Genomic DNA, 24,438 nt, shown 5'->3' with positions numbered 1-24,438 from the left:
ATTCCTTGAACCTGTTTCCCTAAAAACTATAGATTTGAGCTATAAAGTTACCACAAAATAAAGTCTATAAAATTGTGCTTAGGTCAAAGTATAACTTTATAAACTTGCTTCAACTCTTTGTTGAATGGTTTTGATAACCTGATCTAATGCGCTTTGAATTTTAGTGTTCCATTCAAAAGAACAGTTAATTCTCAAATAATGCTGCTGTGCAGGTAAAACACTAAACAGAGGGCTTGGCGCAACACCAATGTCTTGCTGAATCAACTCTTCATAAACTTGCATACTGTCTAACGCACTAGGAAGTTTAACCCAAAGAAAATAACCACTTGGGTAGTAATACACTTCGCAAGAGCTAGGCAGATGTTGCTTTAAATAGTGATAAAACTGCTTTTTATAACGCTCAAGTGAAAGTCTAAGTGTACGCAAGTGCTTTTCATAATGATGATGAGATAAAAACTCAACCAATGCATTTTGAATAAGTGCATTTACTGAAATGGTACTCATGAGTTGCAAGTGTTGAATATGGTCTGAAAATTTACCCGCATAGACCCAACCGACCCGAAAACCTGCACCTAATGTTTTAGAAAAAGACGAGCAGTGAAGCACCAAATTTTGTTGATCAAAATACTTCATTGAAAGTGGTTTTTGGCCACCATAAAAAAGCTCTTCATAGACATCATCTTCAATCAAATAAATTTGGTGTTCGTGAAGCAACTTGGCAATTTTATATTTAATGTCATCACTAACAGTAAAACCAATCGGGTTATGGGCGTTGAGCATGAGCCAGCACACTTTGATTGGATAGGTTTGAATGACTTGTTCAAAAGCTTCTAGGTCAAAACCATGTTGTGGATGCTCGGGAATGGTAATCACTTTAAGTCCTAAACGCTCGGCGGCTTGCCAAGCCCCATAAAACACCGTTTGCTGTAATAAAATATAATCGCCGGGTTGAGCGACAGCTTGTAGCGAAAGGTTCAGTGCATCTAAACCTCCGGATGTAATGACAATGTCATCTGGATCGGTCTGTATGCCTTGCATACAGTAGCGCTGAGCAATCAGTTTTCTTAAGGCTAAATTACCAGGAGGCAAGCTTGTGGTCTGGTCATAACTTTGTCTTTGGCGCGCAAGTTGCCCCATAATTTGAATAAGTTTGGGTGCTGTTAAAAGCTGACTGTCCGGAAAAGCTGAACCAAAAGGTACGACAGATTCATGTTGAATTGACTTAAGATATTTAAAAACTAAGGAATTAATTTCAATTTTAGAGTTTAGTGAAACAACTGAATATTGCTCTAAAGGTTTAAGTGCAATTTGCTCGGCAACGAAGTAGCCAGATTTTTCTTTTGAATAGATCAGACCTTGTGATTCAAGCTCCTGATAAGCATTCATGACAGTCATTAAACTAAAACCAGAACGTTGTACCTGATCTCTCAATGACGGTAATTTTTCATGTGCATTTAAAGTACCGCTCTCAATGAGTTGGCGAATGCTATGAGCGAGTTGTTCTGATTTATACATGTATGAGCTGCACGAAATAACAAAATGAAAGAAGCACTTAATCAATAATAAATGCCGTTTGCAGAATCTACAAACGGCATTTGTTTAGAACAATAGATTTACTTTAAGTAAGGGGCTGCATAAATCAAGATAACTTTAAACAATCCCGCAATCACAGCTAAGGCTAAAAAACCACCGATCCATAGCAGAATAAACCATTGGGTTTGATTGAGTTTAACGGATGACTTTTTCATAAAACCCTCCATACTTAATGATAACCTTCGTCACCTACACGGACTTTGTCTCTAAATACCCAATAAGACACGATGGTGTAAGCAATAATAATTGGAATCAGAATTAACGCACCGACCAAAGCAAACATCTGGCTTGAATGCGGTGCTGCGGCTTGCCAGATTGTGACTGATGGCGGGATAATATAAGGCCATAAACTAATCACAAAACCAGTAAATGCAAGGAAAACAAGGGCCAATGTATATGCAAATGGTTTGAGGTCATGATCCTGCTTTTTACATGCTGATAAAATCAGACCAACAAATAATAAGACCAAAATCGGTACTGGACTAAAATAGAACAGGTTTGGTAACGAGAACCAGCGATCTGCAATTTCAGGATGAGTCAACGGCGTATATAAACTCACGCCACCAAAAATAATGAGCAGTGCAATAATCAGCTTTGGCATAAGCTCATACATACGTTGCTGCAAACCTTTTTCGGTTTTTAAAATCAGCCATCCACAGCCTAAAGTGGCATACATGGCAACTACACCAATACCTGTAAAGATCGTAAATGGAGATAACCAGTCAAATGGACCACCAGCATAAATACCATTTTCGGTTTTGATTCCTTGAATATAAGCACCCAAAATAATCCCTTGGAGAAAGCTGGTTAAAATTGAACCCCAGATAAAGGCTAAATCCCAAAGATGTTTGGTGCGATGAGCTTTAAAGCGGAATTCAAACGCCACGCCACGGAAAATCAGGGCAATCACCATGAAAATGATCGGTAAATATAGTGCTGATAAAACTGTTGAATAGACCAGTGGGAATGCAGCATATAGACCAGCGCCGCCGAGCACCATCCACGTTTCATTACCATCCCAGACAGGGGCAACGGTATTCATCATCACGTCACGTTCTTGGCTGTTCTTAATGAAGGGGAACATAATTCCGATTCCTAAGTCGAAGCCATCCATGACCACATAAATCATGACACCTAAACCGATAATACCGACCCATATTAAAGAAAGATCAATCATGACGGTTCTCCCCAGATTTTTGATTATCGTCAATGTTTTCATCGACCGCACTGAGTGGACGCATTGGTGTTTTAAAGTGTCCAACGCCACCAGTTTCAACATTTGGTGTATCGATAAATACAGGGCCTTTATTAATCAGTTTTAAGGTGTAGTAGATACCGCTACCAAAAACGATGGTATAGACCACCACAAAAATAATGAGACTAAGTCCGACCTGATCTGCGGAAACAGTATGTGAAAGCCCGTCTTTTGTGCGCATAATGCCGTATACAACCCACGGTTGACGACCGACTTCAGTTGTTACCCAACCTGCAAGCATGGCAACGTAACCAGAAGGCCCCATTACTAAAGCAAATTTATGGAACCAAGATGTTTCATAGAGTTTTCCACGCTTACGTAACCAAAGCGCAATTAAAGACAAAGTGACCATGAGTACACCAAGACCCACCATCACACGGAAGCTCCAGAAAACGATGGTTGAATTTGGACGATCTTCTGGTGCGAAATCTTTTAAACCTGTCACTTGGCCATCTAAGCTATGCGTTAAAATTAAGCTACCCAAATAAGGAACACCTACTTCGAAGTGGTTACGTTCTTCTTTCATATCTGGAATTGCAAATAGCAATAATGGCATTGGTTCATTGTGATTAGTTTCCCAATGTCCTTCCATTGCTGCAAGTTTGGCAGGTTGATGTTCACGGGTGTTTAACCCATGGTTATCGCCAATCACTACTTGCAAACATGAAGTCACAAGTACCATCCAGAGACCCATCGAGAACGATTTTTTTACCAACTCATCGCGACGGCCTTTTACTAAATGCCATGCAGATGTTCCGACGACCAATAATGATGAAACTAAGAAAGCTGCTGCACCCATGTGGGCAAAGCGGTAAGGGAAGGATGGGTTAAAGACAATTGCAAACCAGTCTTTTGGCACAATAATGCCATTTTCGATAGCAAAGCCTTGAGGGGTCTGCATCCAGCTATTCGAAGATAAGATCCAGAACATGGAAATACATGTTCCGATGGCAACCATAAGTGTTGCGAAGAAATGGGCTCGAGGACCAACACGGCCCCAACCAAACAGCATAATGCCTAAGAAACCTGCTTCTAAGAAGAAGGCACTCAAGACTTCATAGGTAAGTAAGGGACCAGTAATACTTCCGGCGACACGTGAAAATTCACTCCAGTTCGTACCGAACTGGTAACTCATGACTACGCCCGAGACCACACCCATACCAAAGGCAACGGCAAAGATCTTAATCCAGTATTTAAATAGATCTTTATAAATCGGGTCTTGGGTTCTTAACCATTTCCACTCTAACACTGCTAAAAAGCAGGCAAGACCGATGGAAGTGGCCGGAAAAATAATATGGAAGGATACTGTAAAAGCAAATTGTATTCGCGCTAATTCTAGAGCGGTTAGACCGAGGCTCATAAACTTTCCCCCTGTGAACTAGCTGATGATGGTTAAATGAGTTAAATACTTATTTTCAGGCAACAAAGTATTTTGGCGATTAAACTTACTTCTGTGATAAATGTTCTTAGCAAGTAAAATGCCAACAGGGTTAAGCAATATAATTGCTTGATATTCCAAGAGAATAGACTGATTGATTGTTCTCAATCTGTTAACAAAGTTTATGCTTGATGTTGCATTTGTAAAAATGCATGTTGCATTGAAACATTGATGAAATATCTGGCGATATGCAATAGATCGTCTCATGAAAACTACCTACCTTAAGAAGTTTCCTTAATCATGCACTTACTCTTTTTGTATATGTAGATACAGAAATTTTTTATAAAACTATAACAGTTTGGAGCAGTCATGAGGTGTGCTATAGTTTTTTTTCAATTATCTGTAGCTATGTATCCATTCTTCAAAAGTCCAAAATAAATGAACAAGATTTACGAATGGCCAAAATCACTCACCAAAACAAAGTGAATGCGACTTTGGGTAATAAGCGCAGAATAGTTTCTTCTCTTTTATTCCTTTGTTGTTTTGCGTGAGGTCTGGTTGTTACGTAGGTTATTAAAGACCTGATTTAAGTGTAGCTCTTCTAAAATAGCTTGGATGTTAAAAAATGTTTATTACTTCTCAACTCAATGTCCTGCATAAAATTATTAAAAATCAGCCTATTCCTGTATCTATATTGGCTCAGTTAGAGCAGACTTACGTTAATTTTGAAGCTACTTTATTAAGAGCGAAAGTACTCAGAGACTTTTCTAAATCTGAAACTGTATATTTAATCCAATCTCATATTGAGCCACAGCAAAGTAGTGTGGCTTATCTATTTTCACCATTTATTTTTGCGAACTTAAACAAGGCTGCTATTTATACAACGCCTGCGACTACGCCTGTACTTTCTATTCTTAATAAATATTACCAAGCTGAAAAAAAAGCCTTATTCAAAGTAGATGATGTTTTAGACAGCTTAAAAATTTATATCGACTTGGAGCTGGCGGAGCTTAATGAAGTTGAATTTATCTATTTAAGCCTCATCAAGGCACTATGCCGAAGTGATCTCTCTACAGTGTTTTTAATTACGAGTTTAGACATAGATATCGAGCAATTAGCAGCATTAGAGCAATTTTTAAAGGTCAAAATTTATTGGATTAAAACCACAAAAGATGATGACTTGAAAAATTTAAATAGCTTAGAAATGCGGAAATTATTATTCAAAAATAAAGATGAAACTTATGTCAAATTATGCGCGAAATTTGCTCAAATGAATGCTGAATTGGTAGCACTCTGTGACACTTTCACGACGCCTCAAATGACGCATTTAATTGACGACATGTTTTATTCAGAACATATTTTTGAAAAGTTATCTGTCTATTCAGAATATATGCAAACCTTATTGCAAAGTCAGCATAGTCTTAACAAGAAAGAGATTGCTTAGCGCTTTCAGGCTTTTGTTTTGCGTTATATAAAGAATGAATACAGTTATAAAAAAATAATCGTTTTCATGTGAAATAAATATTTTATGGTAAAAGCAAAGCAATATTGGTTTTACTTACATGACAAATTTAAATTTTGAGCATCATCTCGGTTCTCTAACGCATGCAGCACTTAGTCAGGCCTCAATTATTTCTCGGGTGTGGGGTGAAGGGCCTTCAGAACGTTATGATGAGTTGGCACAACATTTCAGACCAACTTTTGCCCGTATTAAAGAAGGGGCTTTAATCCGTGAGCAACAGCATATTTTGCCTTATGAACAACTTCAGTGGCTTAAAGATATCGGGTTTACACGCTTACGACTTCCCAAAGCTCATGGGGGCTTTGATGCAACCATTCCTGAATTATTTGCCTTACTCATTGAACTTGCAGAAGCGGACTCAAACTTACCGCAAGCTTTGCGTGTGCATTTTGGTTTCACTGAAGATGTCTTGGTAAGTAAAGACAAAACGTTTCAACAGCGTTGGTTTAGCCGAATTGCAAATGGAGAAACAATCGGTAGCGCATGGTCAGAAGGTGGGAAAGAGTCAATTGATCAGTTTGAAACACATTTGTATCGAGACAGTGAAGGAAAAATTCGCGTTAAAGGTAAAAAATATTACACCACAGGGAGTTTATATGCAGACTGGGTTGATGTTGGTGTAACAGATTTAAAGGGTGAATCTGGTTCGGTCGTTGTTCGCCGTGAAGATGAAGGTGTCGAAATTGTTGATGACTGGAATGGCTTTGGTCAGCAACTCACTGCAAGTGGTACAGCATATTTCCATGATGTATTGGTCGATGAAACTGAAATTTTACCTGATGATGACCGTTTTAAATATTCAGCGGCTTACTATCAACTGGTTCAATTGGCAATTATTACAGGGCTAGGGCGTGCTGCAACCTATGATGTTTCTCAAGCTGTTGCTAAACGTACTCGAAACTATACGCATGCGAATGCCCAATTTGTAAAACAGGATCCACAAATTTTACAAGTCGTAGGACAAATTCGTGGTGCGGCTTACAGTGCAGGGGCGATTGTTGAAAAAGTCGCACAAAGCTTACAACGTGCTTACTTGGCTGCATTTCAAAATAATGAGCAGCTTGAAGAAGAACAAAATGCGCTTGCCGAACTTGAAAGTGCGCAGTCTCAAACGGTCATTACCGATCTAATTTTAAATGCTTCTACGATTTTATTTGACGCTTTAGGTGCTTCCGCAACAGATAAAGATTTAGGCTTAGATCGATACTGGCGTAATGTACGAACGTTATCTTCACATAACCCGAGAGTATTTAAAAATCGAATTGTCGGTGATTTTAGTGTAAACGGTACATTACCACCGTATCAATGGCGAATAGGGAATGTTGCTAAAAAATAAATTATAGTTTTAGATATTAAGCTGCTATTTTGCGGCTTAATATTATTTATATTTTTAAAATAAATTATAAAAACCTATTAGAATAAAATCATATTTTGTTTGGGGTTTATATTATAAAGAAAACCTAAAAATTGCTTTAGTATAAAAATTAAATAAAATGCTGGTTGATAGTTTATGACTAAGAAAATTAGTTTTAATGCTTTTGAAATGAATTGTATTGCCCACCAATCTCCTGGATTATGGCGGCATCCTCAAGATCGATCTGTTGAATATAAAGATTTAGAATATTGGACAGACTTAGCACAAATACTTGAGCGTGGTTTTTTTGACGGTATTTTTATTGCAGATGTGCTTGGTATTTATGACGTTTACCATCAAAGTGCTGAACATGCCTTAACAGGTGCAGTACAAGTTCCAGTCAATGATCCGCTACAGATCGTGCCTGCGATGGCCGCAGTCACAAAGCACCTGGGTTTTGGTGTCACGACCTCTATTTCCTTTGAACATCCTTATCCTTTTGCTAGACGTATTAGCACGCTAGACCATTTAACCAAAGGGCGAGTTGGATGGAATATCGTGACTTCTTATTTGGAAAGTGGTTCGAAAAACTTAGGCCTGAAAACTCAGGTCAATCATGACAATCGTTATGATATTGCTGATGAATATTTAGAAGTCCTTTACAAACTTTGGGAAGGGTCTTGGGAAGAAGGTTCGGTACTTCGCGATCGTGAAAGCGGTATCTTTGCTGATCATAGAAAAGTGCATCCAATTCAGCACGAGGGTAAATATTTTACTGTACCGGGCATCCATATTTGTGAACCATCACCGCAGCGGACGCCTGTACTCTACCAAGCAGGTGCGTCATCACGCGGCCAGAAGTTTGCTAGTCAAAATGCCGAGTGCGTATTTATTGCAGCGCCTTCTAAAATTGCCACTAAAAAAGTGGTACAGGGCATTCGCCAAAAATTGGCTCAAGAAGGCCGCGACCCGTACTCAGTTAAAATTTATGCACTTCTGTCGATTATCACTGATGAAACCGATGCAAAAGCGCAGGCTAAGTTTAAAGAATATCAAAGCTACGGAAGCTACGATGGTGCTTTAACATTGCTGTCTGGCTGGTCGGGAGTGGATTTTTCACAATATCAACCGACCGACAAAGTTGAATATATTCAAACCAACGCCATTCAATCTTTATTGGATTCTTATGTAAATGCAGACCCAGAACGTGTTTGGACCATTGAAGAAATTGCAAATTGGAACAGCTTAGGTGGGAATGGACCTGTGTTAGTGGGTTCGGCAGAAACAGTTTCAGATGCTTTACAACAATGGGTTGAAGATACCGATGTCGATGGCTTTAACCTTGCCTATATTTTGGCGCATCAAACCTTTGCCGATGTAGTTGAGTTTATTGTTCCAGAGTTGCAAAAACGAGGGGTATATCAAACCTCTTATGCACAAGGAACATTAAGAGAAAAATTATTTGGTGCCGGGCCATATTTGCCTGAAAATCACCGCGGTGCAAAATATCGTAATCTAAAAGAGTTAAAACTTGCTGAGGCGAGTTAATATTTTAGGAAGCCTTTAAATAAATAGCTGGTTAAATACCAGCTTTTATTTTGTCTTTTTATATCGGTTTTATTGCTGAGTTAATAATGAAAAGATAATTCTATAATTTAGATTAAAACATCAGATTAATTTGTTTTTGTATTATGTGAATAATCATTATTTTGTTCCTGTTATTAAAGTTTAGGAATTATTAAGTGAGCACACAAGAACTCGATCATAACCATCGTTATGAAATTAAATCTCCCGATGATGTTTCACAATTAATTTCCAAATTTGCAGGGAAGGGTAAATCGAATAAAGTTATTTGGTTGGCACTGATTGGGGTGTTTATTGACGCCTATGATTTAACAACGCTGTCCTTTGGTATTGAGCAAGTTATCTCAGAGTTTTCTTTAAGCCCTGTAATGACGGGTGTGGTGGCTTCAGCAATTGTCTGCGGAACCATTGTGGGTAACCTGATTGGTGGTTGGCTGACAGATAAAATTGGCCGTTATCGAGTCTTCATGGCAGACATGGTGCTGTTTGTAATTGCTGCAATTGTTGCTGGTTTTGCACCGAATGTATGGGTGTTGATTTTAGCCAGATTTATTATGGGGATTAGTGTTGGTATTGATTTGCCTGTGGCAATGTCATACTTATCTGAGTTTTCCAAGTTTAACGGTAGTAGCAACAAGGCAGCGCGGTTAGCCGCATGGTGCCCAATGTGGTATGCCGCTTCTTCGGTCTGTTTTGGTCTAGTTCTGGCGCTTTATTTCCTTTTACCCCCTGAGCATAGCAACTGGTTATGGCGAGCATCTTTAATTTTTGGAGCAGTGCCAGCGTTACTCATTATTTTTATTCGCGGTAAATATTTAACTGAATCACCAATCTGGCTTGCAAACCAAGGCGATTTAAAAGGTGCAGCTAAAGTTCTACAAGAATCCTATGCAATTAATGCAGTCGCTACAGTTGAAAAAGTAGAAAGAACTGCTGAAAAGAAAAAGCGCGAGGGTTTTGCAGTTTTATTTAATAAAACCTATTTACCAAGAACCATAGTAGCGATTGTGATTCACATTTCGGTGGCATTTCAGTACACGACCATTGCTTTCTTTTTACCTTCTATTTTAACACGTTTCTTTCATACCGATGTCTTGACAACCATTACTACAACACTCGGGCTTAATTTATTGTTTGCATTTACGGGCGGGCTGTTAGGTGTATTTGTTGCCAGCAGATTTAAATCTCGTCATGTGTTGCTTACAGGCTTTTTACTCCAGTTTATAGCCCTCATTGCATTGGCATTCATTGGTGAACCCGGTAATAGCCTTTTACTTTACACCGCAATTGGCATGCTGGGTTTGTGGCTTTTTGCCGAAGGCTTTGGGCCTGGGGCACAAATGATGGTTTATCCAACTATGGCTTATCCAGCTTCGATTCGTGGCGTTGGTGTTGGCTTTAACCGTGCAGTAACGGGTGTTGCTCAAGCAATCGCTTTGTTTGTTTTACCAATCTGGATGGCGGGATATAAAACCGATGTTTACCTGATTATTTCTATCTTTGCATTTATTCCTTTAATTGTGATTGGACTACTGATTAAGTTTGAGCCTACCGCCCAAGATGTCGATGTTATTGATGAAGATAAAACAGAACTTCCTCTCAATAATTCACCTGTAATCGACTAGAGTAAAAATAGATATCTAAATGAAAACAAAGGCCAACAATTGTTGGCCTTTGTTCTTGGAGTTAGAAGTAATAAGCAAAAATCACAAACGCTTTTTTGTTCCATTTATCATTGCTTCCACCAGCCGCAAGGCCTTCGCTATCGCCTAAATATGGGTCATGTTTCCCCATCAGCAACTCGGCTTGTACCGTCAATTTTTGATAATTAAACGCAATACCCGGAATAAAACGGGTGGAGTCTTTAAAGCCATCTTGCTCTTTGCGATAAGAACTATAGTTTAGGTATGGACGAACAGAGGTAATAGGGCCAAATTGCTGAGGAAATAAATAGCTCAGTTCGGCTGAATAAATCTGACCTTTGGTTGCCGAGTTAAATGAATAATCGAAACCGCCCAAAGTTAGGTGGTCTTTATATTCAGTGTCGGCATTATCAATGTCTTGATAACCAGCCAAAAGCTGTAAATTCCATTGGTTATAATTGGTATTGCTAAAAACTGAATAGACTTGGCGATCGCCATCTTGCCCTGAACGTTTATTTTCAATAGTGGAATACCATGCAGAGGCACCCAGTTGAGTAGAGAAATTTTCTTGGCCTAAGACATTTTTAAAGGTATGAGCACCGCGAACAACAATGGAGTTCTTTTCTTTAGTATTGGTGCCTTGTGGTACAGAGTCATCCGCATTGACTGGGTTGATACTAAATCGACTCGAGTCTTTGCTTTTACCTCTATAGGTGCCACCATCGGTAGGATAAAAGGCGAGTTGTGCTTCATTAGTTCCATCATTGAAATCATATTTCACCCCAAGGTTGTGTACATCTTCCCAACCGGCACTATTGGCAATGCCTAAATAATAAGTATTTCCCCAAAAGCGACCCAAGCCAAAAGGAACGGGGTTTAAGCCAGCAATAATTTTACTGTTGTCATTAATTTTATAACCCATCCATGCATCGGTGAGCCAATTGGCATCGCCTAAACGCCCATAATATTCATAAACCCGATAATCTAAACGACCAATCCATTTCGGAGAGTTATAGTCCAGCCATAATACGGCGTCATTAAAGGAAAACTTACTGGTAGTGGGTTCAGAGTCAAAATCATAAATATATTTAGCCCGAACAGTACCACTTACTTTAAGTTCACCTTCTTCAGCATTGCCAAAGGTAAGTGCTGCATGACTTGAAAGGCTGAATGTAATCAAAGACGTTGTAATTAATGTTTTTTTCAAAATTTGAGAATGTTTAAACAAAAGAATTTTTCTCCTCTTAAAAATAAAAATTAAATTTGCGTCATGTATAAACCAGAAAAAGATTTGCCCAAATCTCAATATTTGCAGAGGTTTTAAGATAAAAAGATAATAAAATCTGAACTTTATATAAAAGAATGAAAATTAATTAGATGCAAAACTCTGGATGCAATAAGCAAAAATAAAAATGATCAAATATGAGAGGATAAAATACTTAGAGGCCGTCTGTCAGGCTTGCCTAATCATATGATTTGTGAATATGGTTTTTAATTATTGATATATAAGTATTTTTATTTTTATTTTTATTTTTATTTTAATCTGTAAGTTTACTTGGAATTTGCTTTTTACCAAAAGATAAAAACTTATAAGGAAAAGTTATTTATAAAAATTAGATAAGCAACTCATATTTTTTTATTTTTCATTATAAAGCCAGCTGCATACCATGAGCTTATATTATTGAAAGATCATGAAATTATGAGCACAAAGACCAAACCGTTGATTATCACGGCAATTGTGGTTGTAGCAATTGTTGCATTTATCGTATGGCAAAATAAGAAAGATAATAATACGGGTGCTTCAGTTCGTGACAACAAACCTGTCGTGATTGCTTATCAAACCGGAGTTGACCCAAGCAAAGTTGCACAGGCGAATGGAGACTATGAAAAACATAGTCAACGTACCATTCAATGGAAAAAATTTGATGCGGGTTCAGATGTTGTAAATGCACTTGCTTCAGGTGATGTGGTACTTGGCAATATTGGATCAAGTCCACTTGCTGCTGCCGCAAGCCGTGATTTACCGATTGAAGTATTCTTAATTACTTCAAAACTTGGTGGGTCTGAAGCATTAGTGGTAAGTAATAAATCAGGTATAAAAAGCCCTCAAGATTTAATTGGCAAAACCATTGCTGTACCGTTTGTTTCAACAACCCATTACAGCCTTTTGTCTGCACTTAAACATTGGAACATTCCAGAAGACAAAGTAAAAATTATTAACTTGCGTCCACCTGAAATTTCAGCTGCATGGGAACGTGGTGATATTGATGCTGCCTATGTTTGGGAACCTGCTTTAAGTAAAGCCAAAGCATCTGGTACGGTTTTAACTGACTCGAAACAAGTCGGTGAGTGGGGTGCCCCAACTTATGACTTATGGGTTGTACGTAAAGATTTTGCAGAGAAAAATCCTGACTTTTTAAAAGCTTTTGTCCAAACCACACTTGAGCAACTCGAAAAATATAACCAAGACCCAGCCGCTTACGTTAAAGATGCCGATAACGTGCAAAAAATTGCGCAGCTCACAGGTTCTGATTCAAAAGATATCCCGCTTTTATTAGGTGGAAATATTTACCTTGACCGTACACAGCAAAAACAAACGTTAGATGGCGAATTCGCACAAAATATTTTTGATACAGCGAAATTCTTAAAAGGTCAGGGCAAGGTTGATCAATTGAAAGCCGATTATAAAGGCAATGTGAATTCTTCATTTTTGCAGCCTTAAGGAGTTGTCATGAGTGTATTAGAAGCCAAACATATTCATCTGACTTTTCCTAAACAGCAAAAGCCAGTTTTACAAGACATTAACCTAACTATTGAAGAAGGTTCTTTAACCGTCATTTTGGGTGAGTCTGGTTGTGGCAAAACAACCTTGCTTAATATCTTGGCAGGCTTTCAAAAGCCGAGTTCAGGTGATGTGCTTGTAAATCATGAAGTGGTAACTGGACCAGATGTAACTCGCGCTGTTGTATTTCAGGATCACGCCTTACTTCCTTGGTTGAATGTTGCAGATAATGTTGGCTTCGCTTTGCAGTTAAAAGGGTTAAAACGTGCAGAGATCGAGAAACAAGTGAGTGCAATTTTAAAAATTGTGGGTTTAAGTCACGTTGAAAAAGCCAATATCTGGGAACTTTCCGGTGGTATGAAACAACGTGTTGGTATTGCCAGAGCTTTGATCAGTCACGCGCCGTTTATTTTATTAGATGAACCTTTTGCCGCATTAGATGCTTTTACGCGTGAAAACATGCAGCAGTTAGTGCTCGATTTATGGATTCAACAAAATAAAAGCTTCTTTTTGATTACTCATGACATTGAAGAAGCATTATTGCTCAGCAATCAGTTACTACTGATGACAGCGCATCCGGGCAAAATTGTAGAAACTCTACATCTCGATTTTGCTAAACGATATCGTCAGGGCGAGTCTATTCGTTCGATTAAGTCGGACCCTCAATTTATTCAGCTCAGAGAACAGCTGTTTGAAAGTTTAAGGGCACAAAAACAAAATGGTAAGGAGGCGTTACCTACATGAATACTAAAGATAACGTCTATGAATATGACAAGGCAGAGCTAAAAATTAAGCCAGATGTACAAACAGAAAGTGCTTCTTTTCTATCGTCATTCTTTGAGAAGCATCGCACTTTGGCAGTTAGCATAATTAGTGTGGGAAGTGTGGTTGCACTCTGGTTCCTCATTACTGCTTTGCATGTGGTACCTGAACTGTTTTTACCGAGCCCACAGGCAGTCTGGCAAAAATTTATATCGGTCAGCCAAGAAGGCTTTATGAAGGCGACTTTGTGGCAACACTTGGCCGCTAGTATCTCGCGTGTGTTTTTAGCTTTGATTGCTGCCGTGGTGATTGGCGTTCCGCTAGGCTTATGGATGGGTCTGAACAAATGGGTTCGTGCTGTTCTAGATCCTTTAGTTGAATTATTACGTCCAATTCCGCCGTTAGCTTATTTACCCTTACTCGTAATTTGGTTCGGTATTGGCGAAACCACAAAAGTACTTTTGATTTTCTTCTCGATTTTGGCGCCTGTCATTATTAGTAGTGCGCATGGCGTGTTAAGCCATCAGCTTAATCGTGAACGTGCGGCATTGTCGCTAGGGGCAAGTCAGTCACAAGTCTTTTGGCATGTCATTTTGCCAACAGCTTTACCTCATATTATTACCGGTATTCGTATTGGTCTTGGGGTGGGCTGGTCAACATTAGTTGCAGCAGAGTTGGTTGCAGCGGACCGTGGTATTGGTTTTATGGTGCAATCGGCAGCACAGTTCTTAATTACCGATACGGTGATTCTGGGCATTATTGTGATTGCGATTGTCGCAGTTAGTTTTGAGCTGTTTTTACGTTGGTTACAAAAACAGTTTTCTCCTTGGTATGGTCAACAGTTGTAGTAAAGAAGATGAATACAGTAGTAGCAAACTTAAATATTGAAGTGATCAAGCCTACCATTGGCGCAATTATTCACGATATTGATTTGAATGCGTTAAATGAACAGACAACGCAACAAATCCAGCAGGCTTTGCTTGATCATCAGGTCATTTTTTTTCGAAAGCAACAATTAGCACCGCAAGCACAAGCAGACTTGGCCCGTAGTTTTGGTACCTTACATGTGCACCCGATTTATCCTTCTATTGAGGATGTGCCGGAAGTCATGGTGCTTGATAGTTGGAAACAAGACTTACGTGACAATGAACTTTGGCACACAGATGTGACTTTTAGTAAAACTCCACCTTTAGGTTGTGTGTTGCAAGCTATTAAAATTCCACCTGTAGGCGGGGACACGTTGTGGTCGAGCAACACAGCAGCTTTTAAAGGGCTTCCGCTTGCGTTGCAGCAAAAATTGCGTGGCTTAACTGCAACCCACGATATTCGTAAGTCTTTTCCACTTGAACGTTTTGCCCATAACGAAGAAGAGCGTGAAAAGCTGTTGCAAACCTTTAAGCGTAATCCTCCAGTGGTTCATCCAGTGGTGCGTACCCATCCGGTCACAGGCGAGCCTTTGTTGTTTGTAAGTGAGGGCTTTACCACACAAATTAATGAGTTACCTGAACAAGAAAGTGAGCAATTACTTAATTTCTTGTTTGAGCATGCGACCCAAGAGCAGTTTCATTTACGCTGGAAATGGCAAGACGGTGACGTCGCGATTTGGGATAACCGTTGCACACAACATAAAGCATTATTTGATTATGGCGATGCCCATCGCATCATGCACCGTGCAACTATTAATGGCGATGTGCCATTTTATAAAGAAGAACAACAGCCAGAGTTAGCAGAGGCTTAATTCCTTTAATTATTCTTTGTTTCAATTCCAACGTAGCATTTTGAGTTGGAATTGAAACAGTAAGTTATCTCTATTGTGTTCCAAAACCCGACAATATACCTGTGTAGTTCTTTACAGGAGGTGAGGACCAATCACCGACTTTGCTGGTTTTTAAATTTAATTGAACTATCATTTCAGCTTGTTTAACGGCTGCAGCAACGCCGTCAATAACGATTACGCCTAACTCGTTTTGTAGCTTTAGACACAAATCACTCATACCTGCACATCCTAAAACAATCGCATCGCTTTTATCTTCAGCCAGTGCTTTTTTGCATTCATCTCGTATTGTTCGATAAGCATCTGAGTCAGGAAGCTCCAACTCTTCAACTGCAATGTCACAAGCTCGAACATTTTTGCAAAATGGTGTAGCCCCATAGCGATGAGCCAGATGCCAGCTCATATTCACTGTGCGTTGTAAGGTTGTGACCACACTAAAACCGGTACTGACATAACTTGCAGTTCGCATAGCTGCTTCGGCAATCCCAATCACAGGTGCCGAAGTGATTTCACGGGCAGCATAAAGTGCAGGGTCACCAAAACAGGCAATGATATAGGCATCTACATTTTGCTGTTCACCTTGGCGAATTTCCTCTAGCACACCTACAGCACTTAGTGCTTCATCATAATAACTTTCAATCGTAGCAGGGCCCATTTGAGGACTCACTGCAATAATTTGAGTACCAGAACTCGCAACTATATTTGCTGATGCAGCAATTTTGTCAGTCATGCTTTGAGTAGTATTGGGATTAATAATTTTAATTTTCATTGTGCTTTTGCCTTAGTCATTGCCGATTTAGCATGGGCAAGCGGTTGGTTAAGAAATCGGTAAATGACAAAACCGAATCCCATCCCAATAAACCATGTGAAATTAGCAAGCCCCGACAGTTGTGGTAAAAGTACGCAGAGAATAGGAATTAATGAAGCAGGAATTAAGGCATAAAAGGCAGAGTAGTTATAACCATTTTTATACCAATACAAGCCTTGAGCATCTAAAGTATATAGATCATCCACTTCGATTTTTTGTTTTTTAACGAGGTAAAAATCGGCGAGCAATACACCGAAAAGTGGACCGATAAATGCACCTAAAATATCAATGGTGTAATGGATCACTTGAGGGTTATTAAATAAATTCCATGGGGTAATGAAAATTGAACCTACTGCTGCAATCATTCCACCCATGCGCCAACTAATTTTGCTCGGTGAAACATTAGAAAAATCAAAGGCAGGTGAAACAAAGTTAGCGACAATATTAATTCCAATAGTGGCAATCATTAAGGTCAAGCTGCCTAAAATCACCACAAATGTATTATCAAGTTTTCCAACCATCTCGACAGGGTCTGTAATGAGCTTACCGTAGACTGGAAGTGTTGCCGCAATACAAACTACAGTAAGTAAAGAAAAGCCTAAGAAGTTAATCGGTAAGCCAAGAAAGTTCCCCATTTTAATCGCGTTAAAGCTTTTACCATAACGAGAGAAGTCGCCAAAATTCAGCATTGGACCTGAAAAATATGAGACAACGAGAGCAATAGCACCAATCATGACCGGTACAACAGCAAAACCATCGTATTGAACACCACTTAGGTTTAAATCAATATTCTGCCATCCAGCTTTCCATATGAGCCAGACTGCCATCGCAAACATCACAACGTAGACAGCCGGACCTGCCCAATCAATAAACTTACGAATGCTGTCCATTCCAGACCAAAAAACAATCGCTTGCAGCAGCCAAAGCAGCATGAAGCCAACCCATCCTAAATAGGAAAGCCCGAGAAAGCCGTAATTTGAAACATTGGCATAGACTGACCATTCTGGAAAAAATTTTAAAATAACCAATAAGAAAGCACTTGAGGCCAAATAGGTCTGAATGCCATACCATGCAACAGCAATAAGACCACGAATAACGGCAGGTATGTTTGCACCAAGCACACCAAAGGTTGCACGGCAAATAACCGGATAGGGCGTGCCAGTTTGTTGGCTAGACTTGGCAATCAGATTTGTAAAAAACTGAACTATTGCAATGCCGATGAGTAAAGAGAGAAGTACCTGCCAGCTGTTCAGCCCAAGAGCAAAGAGACTTCCGGCCATGACATAGCCACCGACACTATGAACGTCCGACATCCAAAAGGCAAAAATATTATAAGCGCCCCAAGTTTGCTTTTTTAAAGGAGCTAGGTCTTGATTTGTTAGCTTTGCATCATAAGAAGGTTTAATTATTGCTTCGGTATTATTCATCTTGAACACTCACTTCCCTATGTTGGGCGGGCACATTCTTCAGCAGCTCGAAACTCTGGCTAAAGAATGAAGTTAAAATTGTGCACAATGTGTTATTTTAATTGTGCACAATTCTATTGAGCAAAAGTTGTGCCAAATTCGGGGGTAGCATTGATGAGATTGTTTAAACTGGTACGGAATTTGGATATAAAGAGACAGCTTTATAAAATGAGAAGAGATTAATTTTTATAAAAAGTACATAAACTTAGTTATATAAGCTGATATTTTAAGGTTTATTTTTGAATTGTTCAGTAGCACATATATGCTGTGGAAATGAGAGTAATATTCCCAAAAGGTTAAGTTAAACTTACACTACAGTTATTAGATAAAGTTTTAAAAAGAGGAGGCGTTAATAAAAATGGAGAAATCAATGCCATCAAATGCACTAAAAAAAGCCGTAGAAATGAGCAATGATGAAATTGATGACCATATATATAACGCTATTGTTGATGCCATTTTAAATAGGCAACTTACACCAGGGGCGCGTTTGGTTGAAGCACCCCTATGTGAGGCATTCGGTGTAACGAGGGGAGTGTTAAGACGTGTTTTCGTAAAACTTGCCCATGATAAGGTCATCGAAATTCAGCCCAATCGTGGGGCACTCATCGCAAAACATAGTGCTCATGAAACAAAAGAAGTCTTTGAAGCACGCAGCATGCTTGAAATTGTAACTGTAAAAAAGTTAGCTCAAAAGTCTCATCACTTAGATTTTAGTGAGCTTCGAGCCTTAGTCGATCAAGAGTCGCAAGAGCGATTAGCTGGTAATTGGGCTGAGTGGATTAAGCTATCAGGACAATTTCATTTGAAATTGATTGAAGCAAATCAGAATACGATCATGACTAATTATTTGCAGACACTTATTGCGAGAACTTCGTTATTAATTGGGTTATATGAAATTCCAAAACATAATAATTGTTCTGCAGATGAACACCGTGCAATTTTAGATGCAATTGAGCACGGTGATGAAAAACGAGCAACTCAATTGATGGAAGAGCATTTAGAACACTACGCGACGACATTTATTCAAGAAGACAGCACAGCGTCACCAGAACAAAATTTATTAAATTTATTTAAAAATAAGAAGATCGAAACCATTCAAACTAACTGAAAACTATGGGCCAATTCCGATGGAAAAGGCCCAGACCACTTATTTTATAGGAACGATTTGACGTGTTAGAAAATCAATAAATAATTTTACTTTCTTCGATAAAATCTTACGGTTTGGCCATGTGACATATAAGTGAAGCGGCTGACTAGTGTAGTCCTCCAAACATTTCTGTAATTTACCTTCTTTGTAGTAAGGCTCTGCAATAAACTCTGGAAGAAAGACAATACCATGATCTTTTAGACACATATCTAATAATAATTCACCATTATTGCAGGTCATTACAGGGAAGCAATTGAAAGACACTTCCTTCTGATCTTTTTGGAAAATCAATTTTTTATGTCGGCTATCTTGATAGTAAATTAGAAACTTGTGTTCTTTAAGTTCTTCTAATGAATTTGGTAATCCATGCTGATTAAAATACTCAGGAGTTGCATATAAATATCGTTGATAGGTATTTAATATTTTACTATTTGCCAAATTTGGAGGAGAGCCATCTACACGGATTGTTAAATCAAATTTATTATTATTCATATCTAACAGCTGATCAGTCATGAATAAATCAATTTTTATGCTGGGATATTTCTCAATAAAATCTGAAATGATATGTTGAAGAAAAATGTTACTAAAAGACATTGGCGTATTGAGCTTGAGTTCGCCTTCTGGGTACTGCTGATTGTAGCTAATTTCATAGGCAGCCCATTCGAACTCACTTAAAATGACTTTGCTATGTTGATAAAACTTTTCCCCACAAGAGGTGAGGTTCATCTGTCTTGTAGTTCGGGTTAACAGTGTGGTTTTGAGGTCATTTTCGAGGTAGCAAACACGTTTTGCAACCAAGTCACGAGAGATATCAAGTGCTCTAGCTGCGCTACTAAAATTCCCGTGTTCTACGACACTTACAAAAGTGGAAATACAGTCTAATCGATCCATGGATAAGCGAATTGTAAAAAAATATATATCAATGATTAAACTATAAAAATTAAAAAGCAATCATTGTTTTGATTGTATTCGTACACAATACAGATTCGAGCTGATTTACTGTCTATGCTTTTACATTTTTATCTGTTTTCATAATAACCAGTAAGCAATTTTAATGCATTACTCATAAGGAATAATGGAGTTTACCCATGAATAAATCACTTTTAGAACAACTATCACCAACCAATTGTCAGGTTATTTTTATTGATCATCAGCCACAAATGGCTTTTGGGGTACAATCAATAGATCGCCAAGTATTAAAGAATAATACTGTAGGATTAGCAAAAGCAGCTAAAACATTCAATATTCCTGTCACCATTACGACGGTTGAGACTGAAAGCTTCTCTGGTCATACCTATCCAGAACTTTTAGACGTATTTCCAGATGCACCATTACTAGAACGTACTTCAATGAATTCATGGGATGACCAAAAAGTACGTGATTCGCTTGCAAAAAATAATCGTAAAAAAGTGATTGTTTCAGGTTTGTGGACTGAAGTGTGTAATAACACCTTTGCTTTTGGTGCAATGCTTGAAGGGGATTATGAAATTTATATGGTTGCAGATGCTTCAGGTGGTACATCCAAAGAGGCACATGACTATGCCATGCAACGTATGATTCAAGCGGGTGTTGTTCCAGTAACTTGGCAACAAGTATTACTTGAATGGCAGCGTGATTGGGCACACCGTGATACGTATGATGCAGTTATGGCGATTGTACGCGAACACTCTGGTGCTTATGGTATGGGTGTTGATTATGCTTATACGATGGTACATAAGGCACCTGAACGTACAACATCAAAACACGAAGTACTTGCACCAGTTCCTGCAAAATAAAACACTACTGATTTAGGTAAAGGCATGTCTAGTATTCAATATTTAAGTGATATTAATACAGATATGCCTTTATTTTTAGAACGATAATTCACAAGAATGGAGTTCAGAATGACCGAAATAAATCTCATACTCAAAAACGGTAAAATCACAACTTTAGATCCAAAAAATCCAGAAGTACAAGCAATTGCGATTGCAGAGGGTAAGGTCGTACGCACGGGTACAAATGAAGAGATCATGAAGCTCGCAACAGCGACGAGCAAAGTTGTAGATTTAAATGGCCGTCGCGTTATACCGGGCCTAAATGACAGTCATTTGCATATTATTCGTGGTGGCCTAAATTACAATATGGAGCTGCGCTGGGAGGGTGTGCCATCCGTTGCCGATGCATTACGCTTACTCAAAGAACAAGCCGATAATACTCCAGCCCCACAATGGGTTCGTGTAGTAGGCGGTTGGACGGAATTCCAGTTTGCCGAAAAGCGTTTACCGACTTTAGAAGAAATTAATAAAGCTGCACCAGATACTCCTGTATTCGTTTTACATCTATATGCCAGTGCTTTGTTGAACCGAGCTGCACTTGATGTATTAGGCTTTAACAAAGATACACCTGACCCACCTGGCGGCAAGATTGTACGAAATGAAAAAGGTGAGCCAACAGGTCTCTTGCTCGCTACGCCATCGGCTATGATTTTGTATTCGACCTTAGGGAAAGCACCGAAATTGCCAGTTGAAGATCAAGTCAATTCAACTCGACATTTCATGCGTGAATTGAACCGGTTGGGTATTACTTCAGCAATTGATGCGGGCGGTGGCGGTCAAAACTATCCTGAAGATTATGATGTGATTAAGCAATTGCACGATCAAAATCAAATGACGGTGCGAATCGCTTACAACCTATTTGCTCAAAAGGCAGGCCAAGAGCTTGATGATTATCGCCGTTGGACAGAAATGACATTTCCAGGTGATGGTGATGAGCTATTTAGAATGAATGGAGCAGGTGAGAACCTGACTTGGTCAGCGGGTGACTTTGAAGATTTCTATGAACCACGTCCAGATTTACCAGAAAAAATGGAAGGTGAACTAGAAGCTATTGTAGAGCACTTGGCTGAAAAGAAATGGCCATTCCGTATTCATGCAACCTATGATGAAAGTATTAATCGTTTGCTCAATGTATTTGAGAAAGTAAATTCAAAACAGCCTTTTGCAACTCGATTTATTATTGACCATGCCGAAACTGTATCTGAGCGTAATATCGAACGTATAGGTGCGTTGGGTGGTGGTATCGCCATTCAACACCGTATGGCATACCAAGGTGAGATTTTCGTAAAACGCTATGGTGCCGAGGCTGCTCAGGCAACGCCACCAGTTAAGAAAATGTTAGAACTTGGTGTTCCTGTTGGTGCGGGGACAGATGCGACTCGTGTTGCCTCTTACAATCCTTGGGTGTGTTTGTATTGGCTAAGTACTGGTAAAACAGTCGGTGGTTTACCACTCTATGATGAAAAAAATCTATTAGACCGTCAGACAGCACTCAAACTCTGGACTAAAGGTTCGGCTTGGTTCTCTGGTGAAAAAGATGTTAAAGGCTCATTAACAGCAGGAGAACTTGCTGATCTTGTGGTATTGTCCGATGACTACTTTAAAGTAGAAGCTGAAGATATCCAGTGGATTGAGTCTGTACTTACTGTCTTAGGTGGCAAAGTGGTCTATGCCGGGGCAGAGTTTAAGCAAGACGATCCGCCGTTACCACCAGCTTCACCAACATGGTCACCAGTAAAGCGCTTCGGTGGTCAGTGGCGGTTATCTGAAAATCGTAATGCACCTTCTAATCAATCATTACAGTCACAAAGTGCTTTGTGTGCATGTACTAGCAGTTGTGGTATGCATGGGCATAGCCATGCTTGGATGCTTGATGTTCCTGTAAATGATAAGGACAAAAAATCTTTCTGGGGCGCACTTGGGTGCTCGTGTTTTGCATTTTAAATAAAACAGTATGGGAACTTGCTTCATTAAATGGCTTAATTCTCTAAGGTATGTACGATGAAAATGTACTTGTTATCTTTGGCTGTAGGGTTGCTTGTTGGTGTCTTATATTATGTTCTAAATGTTAAGTCACCAGCTCCACCTCTTGTTGCATTAGTCGGTTTATTGGGCATGGTGATAGGAGAGCAACTTCTTCCTTTCATTAAGTCTTATTTTTAACCTGTTTAATTCAAAAAAGCTAAATGGTGTTATGCCATTTAGCTTTTTATATTAATAAATATCTTCAATTACTTTATACGGCGGCCTTGTTCATCAATGATTACTTCGCCATCTTCTTTTGCAAAATAGCTTAAGTTTTGTGAATCTAAAATGTCCAGTACAATCTCAGAAGGTCGGCAAAGTCGCGTGCCTTTTGGTGTAACAACAAATGGGCGATTAATTAAAATTGGATATTGCAACATAAAATCAATTAACTGTTCGTCGGTCCAATGGTTTTGTTCTAACTCTAAATCTTTATAGGGATCAACATTTTTACGAATTGCTTCACGTACAGTTAAGCCTGAATCCTTAATGAGTTGAATTAATTCATCTTTACTCGGTGGAGTTTGTAAATATTCAATAACGATAGGCTCAAACCCAGCATGACGAATAAGCGCTAATGTATTGCGTGAGGTTCCGCAAGCAGGGTTATGGTAAATCTTTACTAGCTCAGTCATGGTAAATTTATTATCAAATTAAGATATTGCATTTATATATGGATATCCGTATATTTGCAATAACGAATATGCTCTGTTGAAGATATGATCAACCAAGTCGATTTCTTTAAATGTCTATCTGACCAAACTCGGTTAAACATTCTTAAGCTAGTTCTTAGCAAACAAAATATTTGTGTCTGTGAGTTAACTGAACAGCTTGAGTTGAGCCAACCGAAAATCTCTAGACACTTAGCCTTATTAAGAACTCATGGCATTTTACTTGATGCACGACAGGGGCAATGGGTGTATTACAGCGTCAATCCAGATTTACCCAATTGGGCTGTTGAAGTTTTGAAAACTATAGCAAACCAAGATGAAAATTTAGTGAATCAATCATCTTCACAGTTTTCTTCTATTTCTACCTATTGTGGGTGAGGCCATGAAATTTTTATTTTTATGCACTGGAAACAGTTGCCGTAGCATTTTGTCAGAAGTTTTATTTAACAGCCGTGCACCAAAAGGTTGGAAAGCTTATAGCGCTGGTAGTAAACCATCAGGACAGATACATCCATTAACCATTGAAACACTTGAAAACTTATGTCTTTCAACAGATGGGCTATGGAGTAAAACGATTAATGACTGCGAGCAGTATCAACCAGATGTTGTGATTACAGTCTGTGATTCTGCTGCACAAGAAGCATGCCCACTTTATTTAGGTGGCGCAATCAAAGCACACTGGGGCTTAAGTGATCCATCTCATTTGGACTTGCCAAAAGAAGAAAAGCTTAAAGCATTCCAAGAGACTGTAGCTCATATTAATCGTCGTTTAGATGCATTGTTTGCACTTGATGTTGCGAACCTAAACCGTTCACATTTAATTGCTGAGATTAATGAAATCTCTCATATTGAGTAAGAAA

At 38.9% G+C, this 24,438-nt stretch carries 23 protein-coding genes; 14 read left to right on the top strand and 9 right to left on the bottom strand.

The features are described 5' to 3' along the window. Nucleotides 1–96: 96 nt before the first annotated feature. The 4 genes from MKL51_RS09495 to MKL51_RS09480 form a co-directional block, all read right to left on the bottom strand. Nucleotides 97–1,515: an aminotransferase-like domain-containing protein gene (locus MKL51_RS09495; protein WP_017481604.1), complete on the bottom strand. Its 1,419-nt coding sequence runs from the start codon at nt 1,513–1,515 to the stop codon at nt 97–99. A gap of 98 nt (nt 1,516–1,613) precedes the next feature. Further along, on the bottom strand, nt 1,614–1,748 hold the full coding sequence (locus tag MKL51_RS09490) for a hypothetical protein (protein ID WP_005076466.1): 135 nt from the start codon (nt 1,746–1,748) through the stop codon (nt 1,614–1,616). A 14-nt stretch (nt 1,749–1,762) separates the two neighbouring features. Next, nucleotides 1,763–2,770, bottom strand: coding sequence for a cytochrome d ubiquinol oxidase subunit II (gene cydB, locus MKL51_RS09485; RefSeq protein ID WP_004702253.1), 1,008 nt, complete (start codon nt 2,768–2,770; stop codon nt 1,763–1,765). After that, entirely contained in the window at nt 2,763–4,208 is a 1,446-nt protein-coding gene (locus MKL51_RS09480) for a cytochrome ubiquinol oxidase subunit I (RefSeq protein ID WP_017481605.1), read from the bottom strand. Before MKL51_RS09480 ends, cydB begins: the two co-directional genes overlap by 8 nt. A gap of 643 nt (nt 4,209–4,851) precedes the next feature. Between MKL51_RS09480 and MKL51_RS09475 the strand changes: the two genes are divergently transcribed. The 4 genes from MKL51_RS09475 (at nt 4,852) to MKL51_RS09460 (ending at nt 10,311) form a co-directional block, all read left to right on the top strand. After that, entirely contained in the window at nt 4,852–5,670 is an 819-nt protein-coding gene (locus MKL51_RS09475) for a hypothetical protein (protein WP_017481606.1), read from the top strand. A gap of 118 nt (nt 5,671–5,788) precedes the next feature. Beyond that, entirely contained in the window at nt 5,789–7,084 is a 1,296-nt protein-coding gene (locus tag MKL51_RS09470; RefSeq protein WP_017481607.1) for an acyl-CoA dehydrogenase family protein, read from the top strand. Nucleotides 7,085–7,258: 174 nt separating this feature from the next. Continuing rightward, nucleotides 7,259–8,650, top strand: a complete 1,392-nt coding sequence (locus MKL51_RS09465; protein WP_017481608.1) for an LLM class flavin-dependent oxidoreductase — start codon at nt 7,259–7,261, stop codon at nt 8,648–8,650. Nucleotides 8,651–8,844: 194 nt separating this feature from the next. Next, nucleotides 8,845–10,311, top strand: coding sequence for an MFS transporter (locus MKL51_RS09460; protein ID WP_017481609.1), 1,467 nt, complete (start codon nt 8,845–8,847; stop codon nt 10,309–10,311). Between the two features lie 61 nt (nt 10,312–10,372). On the opposite strand, the gene MKL51_RS09455 is transcribed toward MKL51_RS09460, so the two are convergent. After that, nucleotides 10,373–11,557, bottom strand: a complete 1,185-nt coding sequence (locus MKL51_RS09455) for a hypothetical protein (RefSeq protein ID WP_017481610.1) — start codon at nt 11,555–11,557, stop codon at nt 10,373–10,375. 453 nt (nt 11,558–12,010) lie between these two features. Here MKL51_RS09455 and tauA point away from each other — a divergent pair, with 453 nt between their 5' ends. From tauA to tauD, 4 genes are read left to right on the top strand one after another with little or no spacing between them, the layout of a single operon-like run. Then, on the top strand, nt 12,011–13,051 hold the full coding sequence (tauA, locus tag MKL51_RS09450; protein ID WP_017481611.1) for a taurine ABC transporter substrate-binding protein: 1,041 nt from the start codon (nt 12,011–12,013) through the stop codon (nt 13,049–13,051). 9 nt (nt 13,052–13,060) lie between these two features. Continuing rightward, on the top strand, nt 13,061–13,855 hold the full coding sequence (locus MKL51_RS09445) for a taurine ABC transporter ATP-binding protein (protein ID WP_017481612.1): 795 nt from the start codon (nt 13,061–13,063) through the stop codon (nt 13,853–13,855). Then, nucleotides 13,852–14,721, top strand: a complete 870-nt coding sequence (gene tauC, locus MKL51_RS09440) for a taurine ABC transporter permease TauC (protein ID WP_017481613.1) — start codon at nt 13,852–13,854, stop codon at nt 14,719–14,721. The genes MKL51_RS09445 and tauC overlap by 4 nt, the downstream gene beginning before the upstream one ends. 8 nt (nt 14,722–14,729) lie before the next feature. Next, nucleotides 14,730–15,611: a taurine dioxygenase gene (gene tauD, locus MKL51_RS09435; RefSeq protein ID WP_017481614.1), complete on the top strand. Its 882-nt coding sequence runs from the start codon at nt 14,730–14,732 to the stop codon at nt 15,609–15,611. Nucleotides 15,612–15,681: 70 nt separating this feature from the next. Here the strand turns inward: tauD and MKL51_RS09430 are convergent, their stop codons facing one another. Together MKL51_RS09430 and MKL51_RS09425 are read right to left on the bottom strand one after the other, a co-directional pair. Continuing rightward, nucleotides 15,682–16,416: an aspartate/glutamate racemase family protein gene (locus MKL51_RS09430; protein WP_017481615.1), complete on the bottom strand. Its 735-nt coding sequence runs from the start codon at nt 16,414–16,416 to the stop codon at nt 15,682–15,684. Then, complete coding sequence (locus MKL51_RS09425) at nt 16,413–17,882, bottom strand: NCS1 family nucleobase:cation symporter-1 (protein WP_017481616.1); 1,470 nt, start codon at nt 17,880–17,882, stop codon at nt 16,413–16,415. The genes MKL51_RS09430 and MKL51_RS09425 overlap by 4 nt, the downstream gene beginning before the upstream one ends. A gap of 397 nt (nt 17,883–18,279) precedes the next feature. On the opposite strand from MKL51_RS09425, the gene MKL51_RS09420 reads away from it, so the two are divergent. Continuing rightward, the gene (locus MKL51_RS09420) at nt 18,280–19,029 is read left to right on the top strand and encodes a GntR family transcriptional regulator (protein WP_017481617.1); all 750 of its coding nucleotides are present in this window, start codon (nt 18,280–18,282) and stop codon (nt 19,027–19,029) included. A 39-nt stretch (nt 19,030–19,068) separates the two neighbouring features. On the opposite strand, the gene MKL51_RS09415 is transcribed toward MKL51_RS09420, so the two are convergent. Further along, a complete protein-coding gene (locus MKL51_RS09415) occupies nt 19,069–19,959 on the bottom strand; it encodes a LysR family transcriptional regulator (protein WP_017481618.1) in 891 nt (296 codons plus the stop codon). 197 nt (nt 19,960–20,156) lie between these two features. On the opposite strand from MKL51_RS09415, the gene MKL51_RS09410 reads away from it, so the two are divergent. From MKL51_RS09410 to MKL51_RS09400, 3 genes are all read left to right on the top strand, one after another. Further along, nucleotides 20,157–20,843 carry a hydrolase gene (locus MKL51_RS09410; protein WP_001043290.1) on the top strand — a complete coding sequence of 229 codons (687 nt, stop codon included), beginning with the start codon at nt 20,157–20,159 and terminating at the stop codon, nt 20,841–20,843. Nucleotides 20,844–20,951: 108 nt separating this feature from the next. Further along, nucleotides 20,952–22,826 carry an amidohydrolase gene (locus MKL51_RS09405; RefSeq protein WP_017481619.1) on the top strand — a complete coding sequence of 625 codons (1,875 nt, stop codon included), beginning with the start codon at nt 20,952–20,954 and terminating at the stop codon, nt 22,824–22,826. A gap of 57 nt (nt 22,827–22,883) precedes the next feature. Further along, nucleotides 22,884–23,045 (top strand): DUF1427 family protein, encoded by a 162-nt coding sequence (locus tag MKL51_RS09400; RefSeq protein WP_000784879.1) that lies wholly within the window; start codon nt 22,884–22,886, stop codon nt 23,043–23,045. 68 nt (nt 23,046–23,113) lie between these two features. On the opposite strand, the gene arsC is transcribed toward MKL51_RS09400, so the two are convergent. After that, entirely contained in the window at nt 23,114–23,542 is a 429-nt protein-coding gene (gene arsC / locus MKL51_RS09395; RefSeq protein WP_017481620.1) for an arsenate reductase (glutaredoxin), read from the bottom strand. Between the two features lie 84 nt (nt 23,543–23,626). On the opposite strand from arsC, the gene MKL51_RS09390 reads away from it, so the two are divergent. Both MKL51_RS09390 and MKL51_RS09385 read left to right on the top strand, forming a co-directional pair. Beyond that, complete coding sequence (locus MKL51_RS09390; RefSeq protein WP_002114199.1) at nt 23,627–23,956, top strand: metalloregulator ArsR/SmtB family transcription factor; 330 nt, start codon at nt 23,627–23,629, stop codon at nt 23,954–23,956. Between the two features lie 4 nt (nt 23,957–23,960). Next, complete coding sequence (locus tag MKL51_RS09385; RefSeq protein WP_017481621.1) at nt 23,961–24,434, top strand: arsenate reductase ArsC; 474 nt, start codon at nt 23,961–23,963, stop codon at nt 24,432–24,434. Nucleotides 24,435–24,438: the final 4 nt, after the last annotated feature.

Origin of the sequence: Acinetobacter sp. AOR18_HL, from assembly GCF_027855145.1 — a bacterium.
Classification (GTDB): domain Bacteria; phylum Pseudomonadota; class Gammaproteobacteria; order Pseudomonadales; family Moraxellaceae; genus Acinetobacter; species Acinetobacter pittii.
This window is presented reverse-complemented; position numbering and strand designations above follow the sequence as displayed.